The organism is Ectothiorhodospira mobilis (assembly GCF_016584115.1).
GTDB classification, from domain to species: domain Bacteria; phylum Pseudomonadota; class Gammaproteobacteria; order Ectothiorhodospirales; family Ectothiorhodospiraceae; genus Ectothiorhodospira; species Ectothiorhodospira mobilis.
Genome location: NZ_NRSK01000005.1, coordinates 12,742 through 27,655 on the forward strand (window position 1 = coordinate 12,742; position 14,914 = coordinate 27,655).

At 69.2% G+C, this 14,914-nt stretch carries 15 protein-coding genes; 6 read left to right on the forward strand and 9 right to left on the reverse strand.

Annotated features, from left to right (window positions below; all coding sequences use genetic code 11):
- Positions 1-54: 54 nt before the first annotated feature.
- Positions 55-747, reverse strand: a complete 693-nt coding sequence (locus CKO33_RS03245; RefSeq protein WP_200179248.1) for a TIGR04211 family SH3 domain-containing protein — start codon at positions 745-747, stop codon at positions 55-57.
- Positions 748-901: 154 nt separating this feature from the next.
- Here CKO33_RS03245 and CKO33_RS03250 point away from each other — a divergent pair, with 154 nt between their 5' ends.
- Positions 902-1,330 carry a rhodanese-like domain-containing protein gene (locus CKO33_RS03250; protein ID WP_200179250.1) on the forward strand — a complete coding sequence of 143 codons (429 nt, stop codon included), beginning with the start codon at positions 902-904 and terminating at the stop codon, positions 1,328-1,330.
- Here the strand turns inward: CKO33_RS03250 and CKO33_RS03255 are convergent, their stop codons facing one another.
- Complete coding sequence (locus CKO33_RS03255) at positions 1,331-1,837, reverse strand: hypothetical protein (protein ID WP_200179252.1); 507 nt, start codon at positions 1,835-1,837, stop codon at positions 1,331-1,333.
- A gap of 1,137 nt (positions 1,838-2,974) precedes the next feature.
- Between CKO33_RS03255 and CKO33_RS03260 the strand changes: the two genes are divergently transcribed.
- Together CKO33_RS03260 and fabA are read left to right on the forward strand one after the other, a co-directional pair.
- The gene (locus CKO33_RS03260) at positions 2,975-3,298 is read left to right on the forward strand and encodes a hypothetical protein (RefSeq protein ID WP_200179254.1); all 324 of its coding nucleotides are present in this window, start codon (positions 2,975-2,977) and stop codon (positions 3,296-3,298) included.
- 99 nt (positions 3,299-3,397) lie between these two features.
- The gene (gene fabA / locus CKO33_RS03265; RefSeq protein ID WP_200179256.1) at positions 3,398-3,910 is read left to right on the forward strand and encodes a 3-hydroxyacyl-[acyl-carrier-protein] dehydratase FabA; all 513 of its coding nucleotides are present in this window, start codon (positions 3,398-3,400) and stop codon (positions 3,908-3,910) included.
- A gap of 40 nt (positions 3,911-3,950) precedes the next feature.
- Here the strand turns inward: fabA and CKO33_RS03270 are convergent, their stop codons facing one another.
- From CKO33_RS03270 to CKO33_RS03295, 6 genes are read right to left on the reverse strand one after another with little or no spacing between them, the layout of a single operon-like run.
- On the reverse strand, positions 3,951-4,364 hold the full coding sequence (locus CKO33_RS03270; protein WP_200179258.1) for a Na+/H+ antiporter subunit G: 414 nt from the start codon (positions 4,362-4,364) through the stop codon (positions 3,951-3,953).
- Positions 4,365-4,383: 19 nt separating this feature from the next.
- Positions 4,384-4,653, reverse strand: a complete 270-nt coding sequence (locus tag CKO33_RS03275) for a K+/H+ antiporter subunit F (protein ID WP_090483719.1) — start codon at positions 4,651-4,653, stop codon at positions 4,384-4,386.
- Positions 4,650-5,171 carry a Na+/H+ antiporter subunit E gene (locus CKO33_RS03280; RefSeq protein ID WP_200179260.1) on the reverse strand — a complete coding sequence of 174 codons (522 nt, stop codon included), beginning with the start codon at positions 5,169-5,171 and terminating at the stop codon, positions 4,650-4,652. The genes CKO33_RS03275 and CKO33_RS03280 overlap by 4 nt, the downstream gene beginning before the upstream one ends.
- The gene (locus CKO33_RS03285) at positions 5,158-6,708 is read right to left on the reverse strand and encodes a monovalent cation/H+ antiporter subunit D (protein WP_200179262.1); all 1,551 of its coding nucleotides are present in this window, start codon (positions 6,706-6,708) and stop codon (positions 5,158-5,160) included. Before CKO33_RS03285 ends, CKO33_RS03280 begins: the two co-directional genes overlap by 14 nt.
- A complete protein-coding gene (locus CKO33_RS03290) occupies positions 6,705-7,058 on the reverse strand; it encodes a Na+/H+ antiporter subunit C (RefSeq protein WP_200179264.1) in 354 nt (117 codons plus the stop codon). Before CKO33_RS03290 ends, CKO33_RS03285 begins: the two co-directional genes overlap by 4 nt.
- Before the next feature lie 26 nt (positions 7,059-7,084).
- Positions 7,085-9,943, reverse strand: a complete 2,859-nt coding sequence (locus CKO33_RS03295; RefSeq protein ID WP_200179266.1) for a monovalent cation/H+ antiporter subunit A — start codon at positions 9,941-9,943, stop codon at positions 7,085-7,087.
- 263 nt (positions 9,944-10,206) lie between these two features.
- On the opposite strand from CKO33_RS03295, the gene CKO33_RS03300 reads away from it, so the two are divergent.
- Positions 10,207-11,655: a glutamate-cysteine ligase family protein gene (locus tag CKO33_RS03300; protein ID WP_200179267.1), complete on the forward strand. Its 1,449-nt coding sequence runs from the start codon at positions 10,207-10,209 to the stop codon at positions 11,653-11,655.
- A gap of 10 nt (positions 11,656-11,665) precedes the next feature.
- On the forward strand, positions 11,666-12,700 hold the full coding sequence (locus CKO33_RS03305) for a M14 family metallopeptidase (RefSeq protein WP_200179269.1): 1,035 nt from the start codon (positions 11,666-11,668) through the stop codon (positions 12,698-12,700).
- A 15-nt stretch (positions 12,701-12,715) separates the two neighbouring features.
- On the opposite strand, the gene CKO33_RS03310 is transcribed toward CKO33_RS03305, so the two are convergent.
- Entirely contained in the window at positions 12,716-12,919 is a 204-nt protein-coding gene (locus tag CKO33_RS03310; RefSeq protein WP_200179271.1) for a hypothetical protein, read from the reverse strand.
- Between the two features lie 71 nt (positions 12,920-12,990).
- Here CKO33_RS03310 and CKO33_RS03315 point away from each other — a divergent pair, with 71 nt between their 5' ends.
- The gene (locus CKO33_RS03315) at positions 12,991-14,892 is read left to right on the forward strand and encodes a polysaccharide biosynthesis protein (RefSeq protein ID WP_200179273.1); all 1,902 of its coding nucleotides are present in this window, start codon (positions 12,991-12,993) and stop codon (positions 14,890-14,892) included.
- Positions 14,893-14,914: the final 22 nt, after the last annotated feature.

A 14,914-nucleotide genomic window follows, 5' to 3' on the forward strand; every position in this document is an offset into this window, starting at 1 on the left:
TGCAGTATCGGCCCCCAGAGGGACCTTTGGTATGGAAATCCGGGATTTTCGGGATCAGTCGATCCAGCCGGAGGCACGTCGGCGCAGCCGCACCCGGGTGAGCAGGATCCCCAGCAGCAGGCAGCCGATGGAGACCCCCGCACCATAGAGGAACCAGTCCTTGCGGTCATCGTCCCGCAGGCGACGGTTCTCCTCCAGCAACTGCCGTACCCGTTCCTGTTCCTGGGCCAGGCGTGCGGTGAGTTCCTCGTTTTCCCGGGCCTTTTCCAGGGGATCGGCCGCCAGGGTGCGCAGGTCCTGCAAGGCCTTTTCCAGTTCTGCCACCCGGTCGGAGAGGGTGGACGCCCGCTGCGCCTGCCGGTCCCGGTCCGCCTCCAGTTCGGCCGTCTCCTCCCGGAGGGCGTCGCGCGTCGCCTCCAGGGACTCGATGCGGGAACGGGCCTCCTCCAGCAGCACCCGGGCATGGGGGCGGTCCATGAGATGGCGGGTCTGGACCCAACCCTCGGTCCCCCCCTGGGTGCGGATGCGGGTATAGCCCTCGCCATCATCCTCCAGCACGGTCACGGGGTCGCCGCTGTCGAGGAAGGTGAGGATACGGTGCTGGAAGGTCTTGCCCCGGCGCACCGCGATCTCCAGTTCGTCACTGACATAGGCGGTGGCCTGTGCCCCGGCGGGGGGACTCCAGGCGGACAGGAGCAGACCCGGCCCCAACATCAGCCCCAGGAGGATGATCAGCACGCGTTCCACGAATATTGTCCTTTATCAAAAATTCCCGGATGGGCGAGAATGCCGGGTGCGCCCCCGGCGCGCTTACGGCGGACACGGCCCTGCTGCGGGGACCGGCCACCACGCTGCCACACTCTATCAGAACCCGTCCGGCCACGGAGGACACACAGGTCTCATGTCCAAACACGATCCCATCGACCTCTCCCCCAGGGAGGCCTTTGAAATGCTCCAGTCCGACCAGCGCACCCTGCTGGTGGACATCCGCTCCAGCATGGAATACCTGTTCGTGGGCCACCCCAAGGGGGCCCTGCACATCCCCTGGATGGATGAGCCCGACTGGACCCGCAATCCCCGCTTCGTCCCTGAGGTGCGCAAGCTGCTTTTGGGCGGGGCCGGCCAGGACGGCGAAGACCACGGGGCCTCGGTCATCCTCATCTGCCGCAGCGGCAAGCGCTCCCTGGATGCCGGACGCGAACTCATCGCGGCCGGCATCCCCCGGGTCTACCACGTGGCCGAGGGCTTCGAGGGGGATCTGGACGAACAGCACCACCGCTCCAGCATCAACGGCTGGCGCCATCACGGCCTGCCCTGGGAGCAGTGCTGATCAGGACGATCCGCGCCCCGTGCCACCGTCCCCGGGGGGCGGGGTCGTGGGCTGGGAGAGCAGCGTCGCCGGGGCCTCTCGGGCCACCGTGCGGCGCCGCTGCCAGGCCCGGTACCCCCGCTCCAGGAGCAGGGGGATGAAGATGAAGAACTCGTAGAAGGTCCGTAGCACGGCTCCCAGGAGGTATACCGCCAGGCCCAGCCAGGACAGCAGGGCGGCGAGGACGGCCAGGGCGGTCACCGCCAGCCCCCCGGTCACCACCCCCAGGGACTGCAGAAAGACCTGCAGCGGCAGGGCCACCAGGGCCAGGGGCAGGGGCAGGAGGACCCCCAGGGTCAGGCGGGTCAACGTGGACAACCACGCCATCGTCCCCACCCCGCCTTCCGCCCCCCCCTGCAGGAGCGGGACCAGGGTCTCCCCGGAGACGGCCTGAAGATCCCGGCTGGCCGCCAGCAGGGCCAGGAGCACGATCCCCAGCAGCACCAGCCCCCCCCCCAAGGATTGCACTGCGCCGCCGCAACCGGGGTTCCAGAACGGTGAAGGCAGGAATGAGCCGGCTGGCCCGGCGTGACTCACTTACCAGGCCGCCCCCCAGCACCACGGCGAGGATCACGGACCCCACCGCCCAGGGGGCCAGGGCCATGCCCTGCATCGCCGTCCCCTCCCCCAGCGCACGCCCCATGGCGGGCTCCACGAGGAAGAACAACACCCCGGCGGCCACCCCCTGCAGGGCCAGGATGGCGGCGCTCACGGCCAGCAGCCCGGTGGAGGCCAGAAAGATGCCGCGGGCGGGCACCGCGCCCCGCCGGAGCCTGCGGTAGCGCCCCAGCACGGTGTCCAGATGCCGGGTCTGCTCGCTCAGGGCCCGCACCGCATGTTCCAGCTGATGCAGCCGTTCCCCCAACTCCCTCCAGGCGGGCAGGAGTCCCTTCAGGGTCTCCAGGCGGGACTGGCTGGCGCGGCGGTATTCCTCCAGGGCCTCGCGGCCGGCCCGGGCCATGGAGTCGTGGATCTCCTCCAGGATCTGCCCCACCCTCGGATCGGCCTTGGGCGGCGCGGTGGCCAGGGCATTGGCAGTGCGCACCCAGGCCGGTTCCTCGGGCACCTGGTCCCGGGCGCTGTGATAATCCGCTTCCAGGTTCTCGATCTGTTGCAGGATGCGCCGCTCCAGGGCGGGGAACCCCCCCAGATCCCGGTTCACCCGCAGGTGGATGCCGCGATAGGCCCGGTCGAAACGGCCTTCCACACGGCGCAGCTCCACCCCGCGCAGATAGCGCAGATGGCCCCGGCGCAGGCGATCCCGGGCCTGGCGCACCGCGCGGGCCGCATGGCGCAGCAGCAAGGTCAGGGCCCGCGTGCCCCGGTGGATGAGTCGGTGACTCCAGGGACGGGCGGCATAGGCCAGCCCCATGAGGATCACCAGCCAGGTGATGGCAGACAGGAACGGTTGGCCGGCCCAGGGGCCGGACAGGGCCTCAACGGTCATGAATGCTCCGGCGCCCGCCGCAGTGGCGGGCCTGAAGGTCGAAGACCCCGATTATGGCCCAGAGGACCGCATCCCTGGCAATGCCCTCAAGTTCTCCCCAGGGTCGCCGCTATGAAAGATGACACGCCTCGCCTGACGAAAGATCAAGGGAACCTCCCATGAACCGAAGCCAACTCGAACATGCCTCCGGGGCGCTGTGGGCCCCCTACCGCGAGTTTCCGGAGATGAAAACCGCCGGTGCGGTACTGGGGTTCCTCCCGGCATTCATGGACACCCAGACCCACGAGACCCATCTCTCCATCAACGAGGACGGATCCCCGGCCCTGATCCATCTGCTGGACGGCCTGCCGGATCATTGGGTGGTGGAGCGGGATGAACACGGCCGCATCACCGCCCTGAAGGAGGGCATCGTGGCCGGCTTCATGCGCCAGGGGCACTTCTATACCCGGTCCCAGCTGGCGCAGCTGCGCTGGGACGCCTAGGCCGGGCCGCCTCCGGGCGGCATCGGGCCCCGGCCCCTTGTGCCCGGATACGGAATCCGGTCCAATAGGCGGCTTTCCGACTCGGACCGCCCTGCCTCCATGCAAAAGAACAGCTACGAACGCGACGAACTCCTGCAATGCGGCTACGGGGAGATGTTCGGCCCCGGCAACGCCCAGCTGCCCGTGCCCAACATGCTGATGATGGACCGCATCACCCACATCAGCGACCAGGGTGGGGCCTACGACAAGGGGGAGATGCGGGCGGAACTGGACATCCAGCCCGACCTGTGGTTCTTCGACTGCCACTTCCCCGGTGACCCGGTGATGCCGGGTTGCCTGGGGCTGGACGCCATGTGGCAGCTGGTGGGGTTCTACCTGGCCTGGATCGGCAACCCCGGACGCGGCCGCGCCCTGGGGGTGGGTGAAGTGAAGTTCACCGGTCAGGTGCTGCCCAGCGCCGAGCGGGTCACCTACCAGGTGGACGTCAAGCGTGTCATCACCCGCAAGCTGGTGCTGGGGATCGCCGACGGACAGGTGTTCGTGGACGGCCGTCTGATCTACACCGCCAAGGACCTGCGGGTGGGGCTGTTCACCTCCACCGAGGGCTTCTGAGCCCCCGAAAGGGCTGTACGAGGCGTATATCCCGCGGGGCTCAGCCTTCCCGCGGGGCGCCGCCCTCCTCCCCCTGCCCGGCCTGCGGCGCGGCATCGTAGGTGCTCCAGCCGCTGCCGGTCCCCGTCTCCGGCAGCCGTTCCCGTTCGCCGCCGTCCCGCTTTCGTTCCAGGTGCAGGTGGGCCTTGGCGATGAAATGGGCCGTCACCGGAGCCGTCAGGAAGAGGAAGGCGGTCACCAGCAGTTCGTGCACCGAGACGGTCCCCTCCACCGCCCAGAAAAAGCCCATGGAAGCCAGCAGGGCCCCGCCCACCCCCAGGGTGGTGGCCTTGGTGGGGGCGTGCAGACGCATCATCAGGGTGGGCAGTTTGAGCAGCCCCAGGGAGCCCACCAGGATGAAGATCCCGGACACCACGATCAGCAGGGCGATCAGCGCTTCCAGCCAGGTTGCCATAGGGTTCAGCTCCTCGGGTTCACTCGATCACGTTGCCGCGCAACAGGAAGCGGCAGAAGGCCACCGTGGAGATGAAACCGAACATCGCCAGCAGCAGCGCCGCCTCGAAATAGAGGGTGGTGCCCTGGTACATCCCCTGGAGGATGATCAGGGCGATGGTGTTGATCACCATGGTATCCACCGCCAGCACCCGGTCCACCACCGACGGGCCCTGGAGCAGGCGCCAGAGGTTCATCACCAGGGCCAGGGAGACGGCGACGAAGCCGAAGATCAGGGCGTACTCGATCATGGGAAGATCTCCTTGAGACGGGCCTCGTAGCGGGTCTTCATCTCCCGCACCGCCGCCTCCGCATCCGGGGCGTCCAGGCAGTGCACCAGCAGGGCGCGGCCGTCGGCGGAAAGATCACAACTCACCGTCCCCGGCGTCAGGGAGATGGTCCCTGCCAGGATGGTGATGGCCTCGGGGGAGCGCAGCTCCAGGGGCAGGCGCACCCAGCGGCTGGCCAGGGTGGCAGGATCACGGAACAGGATCAGCCGGGCCACGATCACGTTGGCCACGATCACGTCCCACAGGGCCAGGGCGGTGAAGGCGGCCGCCCGGTCCCAGGCCTGCAGGGGCGGCCGGCCCGGCCAGAAGTGGCTGGTGACCATGGGGATCACCACTCCCAGCACCCCGCCCAGGAGCAGCCCCCCCAGGCTGAAACCGTTGAGCAGCAGCATCCAGACCACGATCAGGGTGAGGGTCATCAGGGGATGCGGCAGCCAGCGTTCCTGCAGACTGGGTCTGCGCTGTTCAGTGTGTGCCATGGCCCTTCTCCTCGATCACCCTTCCGGGCGTCTCCAGCACGGTGTCCACGTACCCTTCGCGGTCCAGCAACTGGTGGGCGGTGGCCTCCAGGTAGGGGGTCACCTGCCCTGCCAGGGCCGTCCACAGCAGCAATCCCGCCAGCAGACCGCCCACCGCAACAAAAGACAGGGCCCCGGAGTCCGCCCCCGGCTCCGCCTGAAGGCGTCCCTCCTGGGCGGTGCTCTTCCAGAACAGGGTGCTGCCCCCCCGGGCAAAACCGATGATGGCCAAAAAGGAGGTGACCAGGATGCCGGTCCAGATCCAGACCGCGGCCTCCCCCTCCCGGACCGCGTCCAGGATGAGCAGCTTGCCGATAAAGCCCGACAGGGGCGGCAGGCCCGCCATGGCCAGGGCCGCCAGGAAGAAGAAGGCGGCGATCAGGCCCGACTGGGCGAAGGCGGGGGCCACCACCAGGCGGTCGCCAGGACCGGAGCGGCGTTCCGCCACCAGCCCCACAAGCAGGAACAGGGCCCCCGCCGCCAGGGTGGAGTGCACCAGGTAGTACAGGCCGGCGGCCAGGGTCTGGTGGGTATACAGGGCCACGGGGATCATGACCGTGCCCATGGAGCCGATCACGGCGAAGCTCACCATCTGCCCCAGGCTGCGGGCGGCAAGCACCCCGGTCATGCCCGTGGCCAGGGTGACCAGGGCCGCCGGCAGCAGCCAGTCCTGGATCAGGTGGGCGGCCTCCCCCATCCCCTCGCCGAAGATCAGGCCGTGCACCCGCAGGATGGCGTAGGCCCCCACCTTGGTCATGATGGCAAACAGGGCCGCCACCGGCGCCGGGGCCAGGGCATAGGTCCCCGGCAGCCAGAACTGCACCGGCACCAGGGCCGCCTTCACGGCGAAGACCAGCAGCAGCAGCAGGGCACCGGTCTGCAACAGGGCCTGGTCGCCGGGGGGCACCATGGGCACCCTGGCCGCCAGATCCGCCATGTTCAGGGTCCCGGTGACCCCGTAGATCAGCCCCACGGCGATGAGGAACAGGGAGGACCCCACCAGGTTCACCGCCACGTACTGCACACCGGCCCGCAGGCGGGCGGCCCCGCCGCCATGCACCATCAACCCGTAGGAGGCGATGAGCAGCACCTCGAAGAAGACGAACAGGTTGAACAGGTCGCCGGTGAGGAAGGCCCCGTTCACCCCCATGAGCTGCAGCTGGAACAGGGCGTGGAAGTGACGCCCCCGGGCATCGGCCCCGTCGATGGCGAACAGCAGCACCCACAGGGCCAAGAGGGCCGTGAGCAGGAGCATCAGGGCCGAGAGGCGGTCCAGCACCAGGACGATGCCGAAAGGCGGCGGCCAGTGGCCCAGGGCATAGACCTGGGGCTCCCCGCCGGAGGCCATGGCCAGCAGTCCCCCGGCCACCCCCAGCAGCAATACGGTGGAGGCCACGGAAAAGACCCGGGCCAGCGCCACGTCATGACGCACGGCCAGCACCAGCATGGGCGCCACCAGGGCCGGGAGGAGGATCGGCAGGATGATCCAGTGATTCATGGGCGATCCGCCTTCTCAATGGGTTCGGAACGGGCCAGATCCACGTGGTCGGTGTCCGACTCCAGATAGGCCCGCAGGGCCATCACCACCACCACGGCGGTCATGCCGAAGGAGATGACGATGGCGGTGAGCACCAGGGCCTGGGGCAGCGGATCGGTGTAGCCGGCGGCATCCGCCGTGAGCACCGGCGGCAGGTTGACGGTCAGCCGGCCCATGGCGAACAGGAAGACATTCACGCCATAGGTCATCAGGGCAAGCCCCAGGACCACGGGAAAGGTCCGGGCCCGCAGCACCAGGTACACCCCGGCGGCGGTCATGATCCCCACGGCACTGGCCACGAGCAATTCCATGGATCGTCCTCTCTCTTGGGTTCGGCTCAGGGATGATCCCGCCGGGCAGCGGGCGGCGGCGTCGACGGGTCGAAGTCCATGGGGTCTTCATTGGCCGGTTCGTGACTGGCCGCCAGCCCCAGGCGCGAGACCTGGGCCAGGGCCAGCATCACCGCCCCCACCACCGTGAGGAAGACCCCCACATCAAAGACCATGGCGCTGGCCAGTTCCACCTTGCCCACCAGGGGAAAATGCACATAGTCGTGGGCCGAGGTGAGGAAGGGATGGCCGCCCACCATGGCGGCCACGCCGGTGGCCCCGGCCACCAGCACCCCCAGCCCGATGAGGGCATCGTAGTCCACGGCCATGCGCCTGGCCGCCCACTGAAAGCCGCTGGCCATGTACTGCATGATCAGGGCGATGGACACCACCAGACCGGCGATGAAGCCGCCGCCGGGCATGTTGTGGCCCCGCAGCAGGATATACACCCCCACCAGCAGGGCCAGGGGCAGCATCACCCGGGTGGCCACCACCATCATGATGGGATGGCGGTCGGCGGCCCGGGGCATGTCCCCCTTCCATGCGGCCAGGTGTGCCGCCGCGGGACCGCGCAGGGCCCCCTCCAGGAGGGCATAGATGGCCAGGCCGGCGATACCCAGGACGATGATCTCACCGAAGGTATCGAAGCCGCGGAAGTCCACCAGGATCACGTTCACCACATTGGTGCCGCCCCCGCCCGGCACCGCCTGGTCCAGGTAGTAGCCGGAGATGGTGGAGAAGTCCCGGGTCAGCACGGCCCAGCACAGGCCGCCCACACCGAGGCCCGCCAGCACCGACAGGGCCCCGTCCCGCACCTTGCGTGCCCCGGAACTCTCCTCGGGGCTGCGCTTGGGCAGGAAGTACAGGGCCAGGAGCATGAGCACGGTGGTGACCACCTCCACGGAGATCTGCGTCAGGGCCAGGTCCGGGGCGGAGAGATAGAGAAAGCCCAGGGACACCGTCAGGCCCACCACGCTCACCGCCACCACCGCCAGCAGCCGCTGGCGATGACGCACCACCGCCAGCCAGCAGCCACCGGCCATGAGCAGCCACAGCACCCCGGCCACGGGGGAGACCTCCAGGGTCTCCTGCGTACCGGGCAGATGCCCGGCACCGGTGAAGGCGACATAGCCCATGACCAGGGCAGTGGCCAGCATCACCGCCATATAACGCTGCAGGGACCCGTTATGCAGGGTATGGATGATGTACTGGCTGATGGCCACCAGACGGGCCATGGCCGCGTCGTACATGGCCTTGGCCTCGGGATGGGGCCCCGCCCGCCAGCGTGCCCAGGCATCGTGGTAACGCCACAGGAGGGCCGACCCACCCAGCAGGGCCACCACGGACATCCCCAGGGCCGGTGTGAGCCCGTGCCACAGATACAGGTGCAGATCGGGCAGCGCACCCCCGGTGACCGCATCCGCGGCGGACCGCACCAGGGGGCCCGCCGTCTGGTCCGGGAACAGGCCGATGACCACCACCAGGGCCACCAGCACCGCCGGCGGCAGCCAGAAACCGGCCGCCGGATCATGGGGCTTCAGGGGATAGTCCCCCCGGGGCGGTCCCCAGAAGACATGGACGGCATAGCGCAGGGCATAGGCCACGGAGAACACCGCCCCCAGGGTGGCCGCCGCCGGCACCAGCCAGGGCAGACCGGCCCAGGGGGTATGGGCCGCCTGCTCCAGCATCATCTCCTTGGAGATGAAGCCGTTGAAGGGGGGGATCCCGGCCATGGAGGCGGCCGCCACCATGGCCAGGGTGGCGGTCACCGGCATCAGGTGCATCAGCCCCCCCAGCCGCGGGATCTGGCGCGTGCCGGTCTCGTGATCCACGATCCCCGCGCTCATGAACAGGGCCGCCTTGAAGGTGGCGTGGTTGATGATATGGAACACCCCGGCCGCCGCCGCCATGGGGGAGCCCAGGCCGAGGAGGAAGGTCACCAGCCCCAGGTGGCTCACCGTGGAATAGGCCAGCAGCCCCTTGAGGTCATCCTTGAACAGGGCGATGCCCGCCGCCAGCACCATGGTGAACAGGCCGGTGGTGGCCACCAGATAGAACCAGGCATCGGTGCCCGCCAGCACCGGCCAGAGCCGGGCCAGGAGGAAGATCCCCGCCTTCACCATGGTGGCCGAGTGCAGGTAGGCGGACACGGGGGTGGGCGCCGCCATGGCATGGGGCAGCCAGAAGTGGAACGGGAACTGGGCGCTCTTGGAAAAGCAGCCCACCAGGATCAGCAGCAGGGCCGGCAGATACAGGGGGGAGGCCTGGATCTGCTCGCCCCGCTCCAGGATCACCGACAGGTCATAGGAACCGGCCATCTGCCCCAGCAGCAGCATGCCGGCGATCATGGCCAGCCCGCCCCCGCCGGTGACCGCCAGGGCCATACGCGCCCCCTGGCGCCCCGCCGGCAGGTGCCGCCAGTAGCCGATGAGCAGGAAGGAGGACAGGCTGGTGAGTTCCCAGAAGACCAGCAGCAGCAGGATGTTGTCCGACAGCACCACCCCCACCATGGCCCCCTGGAAGAGCAGCAGGTAGGTGTAGAACAGCCCCATGGGGTCCTTCTCGGACAGATAGAACCGGGCATAGATGATGATCAGCAGCCCGATTCCCAGGATCAGTCCGGCGAACAGCAGTCCCAGGCCATCCAGGAAGAAGTTGGCGTTCAGCCCCAGTCCCGGCAGCCAGTCCCAGCCCGCCTGCACCACCTCCCCCCGCAGCACCGCCGGGGTGTGCACCAGCAGCAGGGCCAGGGCGAGGACGGTCACCGAGGCCGTGGCGGTGGCGCAGGCATTACGGCCCGACCGGATCAGCAGACCCGGCAGCAGCGCCCCCAGAAACGGCAACAAGACGATCAGCGCAAGACTCATGGAATCACCCGAAGACCTGGACACACGAAACCCCGCCGGGATCCCTCCGTGCGGCGGGGCGGGACGACCCTGCGGGGTCGGCACACGGCCCCCAACCCATGCGCCGGGCACGGGCGCGGGGGCCGACTCGGGAAGACAGCGCCCCAGATGCTAATCGAACCGGCCGGTCACCGCCACCCCGGCACATGGGGCGTATCGATCGTTGACCGGCCTACGCCGGGGGCGCAGGATCAGGGCGAGAAGGCAGCCGGATGGGGCATCCCATGGGCCAGGAAATCCAGAAGATCCGTTTTTCGCCCCGGGACTTCGCCCGGTTCCGGCAGCGGCTGGTGGCGGAGACCCGCCTCGCCCGGGAGATGGCCGCCGGCGGCGTCTTCGATGCGGGCCCTCCCGTGACCGGCTTTGAGATTGAGGTCTGCCTGCTGGATGCGCAGGAGGCCCCCGCACCGGTGAACGCGGCCTTCCTGGAACGCATGAACGACCCCCTGGCCACCCTGGAACTGGCCCGCTTCAACGTGGAACTCAACACCCATCCCCATCCCCTGGAGGGGCCGGTGCTCTCGTCCCTGCACCGGGAACTGACCGCCACCTGGCGGCGGGCGCAGGCAGCCGCCGAATCCCTGGGCTGCCATGCGTTCATGACAGGCATCCTGCCCACCCTGGAGCCGCAGCACCTGCGCCTGGGCTGCATGTCCGATATGAAGCGCTACCGTGCCCTCAACCGACAGGTCCTGCGGGCCCGCCAGGGCCGCCCCATCCATCTGGACATCAAGGGGCGGGAACACCTGGTCATGGACCAGCGCGACGTCATGCTGGAGGCGGCCACCACCTCGTTTCAGATCCACCTGCAAACCCCTGTGGACACGGCCCACCGGGTCTACAACGCCGCCATCCTGGCCTCCGCCCCCCTGGTGGCCGCAGCGGCCAACGCCCCCTTCCTCTTCGGGCGGGACCTGTGGGACGAGACCCGCATCCCCCTGTTCGAGCAGGCGGTGGAGACGGGGGGATACGGGGATGTGGCCCGGGGCCCCCTGCGGCGGGTGAGCTTCGGCTCGGGGTTCGCACGGGAATCCATCCTGGAGTGCTTTGAGGAGAACCTGGAGCACTTCCCGCCCCTGCTGCCCCTGTGCGAGGACGCCCCAGCGGAGCGCTTCATCCATCTGCGCCTGCACAACGGTACCCTCTGGCGCTGGAACCGGCCTCTCATCGGTTTCAGCGCCGACGGCCGGCCCCACATCCGCATCGAGCATCGGGGATTGCCCGCCGGCCCCACCCTGGCGGACAGCCTGGCCAACGCCGCTTTCTTCCATGGTCTGGTGGAGGATCTGCTCACCCTCCCCGGAGGCCCCGAAGGGGTCATGGCCTTTGCCACCGCCCGGGACAACTTCTATCAAGCGGCCCGTCTCGGCCTGGAAGCCCCCCTCCGCTGGCAGGGGGAGACCCCCATCAGGGCGAGGGAACTGATCCTGGACCGTCTCCTCCCCCGGGCGCGGCGGGGGCTGGAACGCCTGGGGCTGAACGCCGCCGACCGGCATGACTATCTGGGTATCATCGCCGCACGGGTGCACAGCGGCCAAAACGGCGCCCGCTGGCAGCGGGACTTCGCCGCCGCCCATGGGCGGGATGGCACGGCCCTGGTGCATGCCTGCCGCGAACATCAGGCCAGTGACCACCCCGTGCACACCTGGGACGTGGGCGGGGAAAGGGCGTAGCATGGGGATCATGCTCAGAGAGTGCGATCACCTCCCCGAGGGGTTCCTGGAGACCCCGGCGCAACAGATCCACCGCCTCGTGCCGGAGCCCACCCTCTTCCACCTGCCGGGTCGCCGGGAACCACCGCTGTTCGTCTGCGTGCTGCTGCACGGCAACGAGCCGGTGGGCCTGGAGGCGGTGCAGGCCCTGTTGCGGGAGATGCCTGCCCCCCTGCCCCGGGCCCTGTCCCTGTTCGTGGGCAACGTGCAGGCGGCGGCCCGGGGGGCCCGGGTACTGGAGGGTCAACCCGACTTCAACCGCATCTGGCCCGGGGGCGAGCACACCCATGGCCCCGAGGCCCGGCGCATGCAGGCGGTGGTGGACCGGATGGCGGAGCGGGGGATCTTCGCCAGCGTGGATCTGCACAACAACACCGGGCTGAACCCCCACTACGGCTGCGTCAACCGTCTGGACCCCCCCTACCTGCACCTGGCGGCCCTGTTCACACGCACCGTGGTCCATTTCACCAGCCCCCGGGGGGTGCAGTCCCTGGCCATGGCCCCCCTCTGCCCCGCCGTCACCCTGGAATGCGGCCGCCCCGGCGACCCCCACGGCGTGGCGCACGCCCGGGACTATCTGCGGGCCTGCCTGAACCTCTCCACCCTGCCGGACACCCCGGTACCACAGCACGACCTGGACCTGTTCCATACCGCGGCGCGGGTACAGGTCCCCCCCGGGGTGGCGATCGCCTTCGCCCCCGACGAAGCGGATCTGGTCTTTGATGGTGACCTGGACCGGATGAATTTCCAGGAATTGCCGGCGGGCACGGTCCTGGCCCGGGTGCGGCCCGGAAGCGGGGCCCGGGTGACGGCCCGGGACGAGACCGGCAGGGAGGTGACGGGACGCTATTTCGGCGTGGACGGGGACCGGCTGGTACTCACCCGCCCGGCCATGCCCTCCATGCTCACCCTGGACGCCACCATCGTGCGCCAGGACTGCCTGTGCTACCTCATGGAGCGCATGGCCCCACCGGGGGCACCCCCGGCGATCGTGAACGAGGCGTGAACCGCCCCGGAACGGTCAGCGCTCCACCTTCTCATACACCAGGGTCGCGGCATCGCCCCGGCGATAGTACGCTGGTGGGTTGCGCATGCGCTCCAGGGCCTCGTCCCGGGCCCGGGCGGAGTCAAACCACTGGATCTCCTCCCAGTGCGGTCCCAGCAGGTGGGGTGCGCGGAAGGTGTCCCCCTCGGGCAGGGTCATGCGAATACCGTAACGCTTCACGGAATCGGTCTCCCGGTGCATGGAACGGGGATGATGGGAGGCGTACTATAGCACCCCCAAAGGGACCTTGAATGCCGATGGTGATGCTGCACAAGCTGCGCGAATTTCCCCTCAAGCGCTGGGCGGCCCTCGTCCATGACCTGCTGTGGGTGCCCACAGCCCTGTTCATGGGCTACTGGACCCACGCCAATTTCCGCCTCATGGCCCCACCGGACTATGCCGGCTACGCCGATCTCCTGCCCCTGGTGGTGGCGGTGCAGGGGGGCGCCCTCTGGGGGTTCGGGCTCTACCGCGGCATCTGGCGCTTCGCCTCCTTACCGGACCTAGTGCGCATCCTCAAGGCCGTGGCCGGGGGCACCCTGGGGATCGCCGCCCTGGTCTTCCTGCTGAAGCTGCAGGGGGTGCCGCGCACCGTCATGGTGCTCTACCCCATCTTCCTCACCATGGGTCTCACCGGCCCGCGGCTCCTCTACCGCTGGTTCAAGGACCACCGTCTGGGTCTGACCCGGGGCGATGCCCAGCGGGCCCTGGTCATCGGCGCCGGGCGTTCCGGGGAGATGCTGGTGCGTGACCTGCTCAAGGACCACCGCTACCTCCCCGTGGGACTGCTGGACGATGCCCCGGGGAAATGGGGGCGGGAACTGCACGGGGTGCGCATCCTGGGCCCGGTGGCGGAGCTGGAACGGCTGCTGGACACCCTGGGGGTGGATGTGGTCCTGCTGGCCATGCCCTCGGCATCGGCCTCTCTGGTGCGCCAGGTGACCCACCTGTGCCGGCAGCGGGGCAAGGCCTGCGGCACCCTCCCCTCCATCTACGAAATCGCCGGCGGACACTCCCGCGCCGGCCAGCTGCGGGAGATCCGCATTGAGGACCTGCTGGGACGGGAGGCGGTGACCCTGGACGACGCCAGCCTGCGGCGCTTTCTGCAGGGGCGGCGCGTGCTCATCACGGGGGCGGGGGGATCCATCGGATCGGAACTGTGCCGGCAGGTGGCCCTGCACGATCCGGCGCATCTGGTCATGGTGGACCACTCGGAGTTCAATCTCTACAGCGTGGACCAGGACATCCACCCCCTGCTCGCCCCCGACCGCTTCACCCCCCTGCTGGCGGACGTGCGCGACAAGCCCCGGCTGCGCCGCATCTTCCAGCGCTTCCGGCCCCAGATCGTGCTCCATGCCGCCGCCTACAAGCACGTGCCCCTGGTGGAGCAGAATGCGGTGGAGGGGGTGAGCAGCAACCTGCTGGGCACACGCAACACCGCCGACCTGGCGGTGGAATTCGCCGCCGAGAAGTTCCTCCTGGTCTCCACCGACAAGGCGGTCAACCCCACCAACGTCATGGGGGCCACGAAACGCGCGGCGGAGATCTATTGCCAGGGCCTGCACGCCCACCCGGGCACCGCCTTCATGGTCACCCGTTTCGGCAATGTCCTGGGGTCGGCCGGATCGGTGGTCCCCCTGTTCCGCCGGCAGATCGAGGCCGGCGGACCGGTGACGGTCACCCATCCGGAGATCACCCGCTTCTTCATGACCATCCCCGAGGCGGTGAGCCTGATCCTGCAGGCAGCGGCCATGGGCGAAGGGGGGGAGGTCTTCGTCCTGGACATGGGCGAACCGGTGCGCATCGACGACCTGGCCCGGCAGATGATCCAGCTCTACGGCCGGGAGCCGGACCGGGACATCGCCGTGGAGTATGTGGGCCTGCGCCCCGGGGAGAAGCTCTACGAGGAACTCTTCCACGCCGAGGAGGACCTGGTCCCCACCCGCCACAGCAAGATCCTGCGGGCGCGCACCCGCGGGGTGGACCCGGACCGGCTGGAGACCCAGCTGACCCGGGTCACCGCCGCCTGCCGGCGGCAGGACGAGGTGGAGGTGCGCGCGGCCCTGCGGGAGATCGTGCCCGAGTTCACTTCACAGGACCGGCCCGCCGGCCCGGTCCCCCTGCAGCAGGCCCTGCAGGGCACCGGGGCCTGACCCCGGCCCCTTTCCGGTTGCC

What these genes read in the sequence shown, in the direction of transcription:
- CKO33_RS03250 (WP_200179250.1), top strand. Translation starts at nt 902, where the DNA reads ATGTCCAAACACGATCCCATCGACCTCTCCCCCAGGGAGGCCTTTGAA.
- CKO33_RS03260 (WP_200179254.1), top strand. Translation starts at nt 2,975, where the DNA reads ATGAACCGAAGCCAACTCGAACATGCCTCCGGGGCGCTGTGGGCCCCC.
- fabA (WP_200179256.1), top strand. Translation starts at nt 3,398, where the DNA reads ATGCAAAAGAACAGCTACGAACGCGACGAACTCCTGCAATGCGGCTAC.
- CKO33_RS03270 (WP_200179258.1), bottom strand. Translation starts at nt 4,364, where the DNA reads ATGGCAACCTGGCTGGAAGCGCTGATCGCCCTGCTGATCGTGGTGTCC.
- CKO33_RS03275 (WP_090483719.1), bottom strand. Translation starts at nt 4,653, where the DNA reads ATGATCGAGTACGCCCTGATCTTCGGCTTCGTCGCCGTCTCCCTGGCC.
- CKO33_RS03280 (WP_200179260.1), bottom strand. Translation starts at nt 5,171, where the DNA reads ATGGCACACACTGAACAGCGCAGACCCAGTCTGCAGGAACGCTGGCTG.
- CKO33_RS03285 (WP_200179262.1), bottom strand. Translation starts at nt 6,708, where the DNA reads ATGAATCACTGGATCATCCTGCCGATCCTCCTCCCGGCCCTGGTGGCG.
- CKO33_RS03290 (WP_200179264.1), bottom strand. Translation starts at nt 7,058, where the DNA reads ATGGAATTGCTCGTGGCCAGTGCCGTGGGGATCATGACCGCCGCCGGG.
- CKO33_RS03295 (WP_200179266.1), bottom strand. Translation starts at nt 9,943, where the DNA reads ATGAGTCTTGCGCTGATCGTCTTGTTGCCGTTTCTGGGGGCGCTGCTG.
- CKO33_RS03300 (WP_200179267.1), top strand. Translation starts at nt 10,207, where the DNA reads ATGGGCCAGGAAATCCAGAAGATCCGTTTTTCGCCCCGGGACTTCGCC.
- CKO33_RS03305 (WP_200179269.1), top strand. Translation starts at nt 11,666, where the DNA reads ATGCTCAGAGAGTGCGATCACCTCCCCGAGGGGTTCCTGGAGACCCCG.
- CKO33_RS03315 (WP_200179273.1), top strand. Translation starts at nt 12,991, where the DNA reads ATGCCGATGGTGATGCTGCACAAGCTGCGCGAATTTCCCCTCAAGCGC.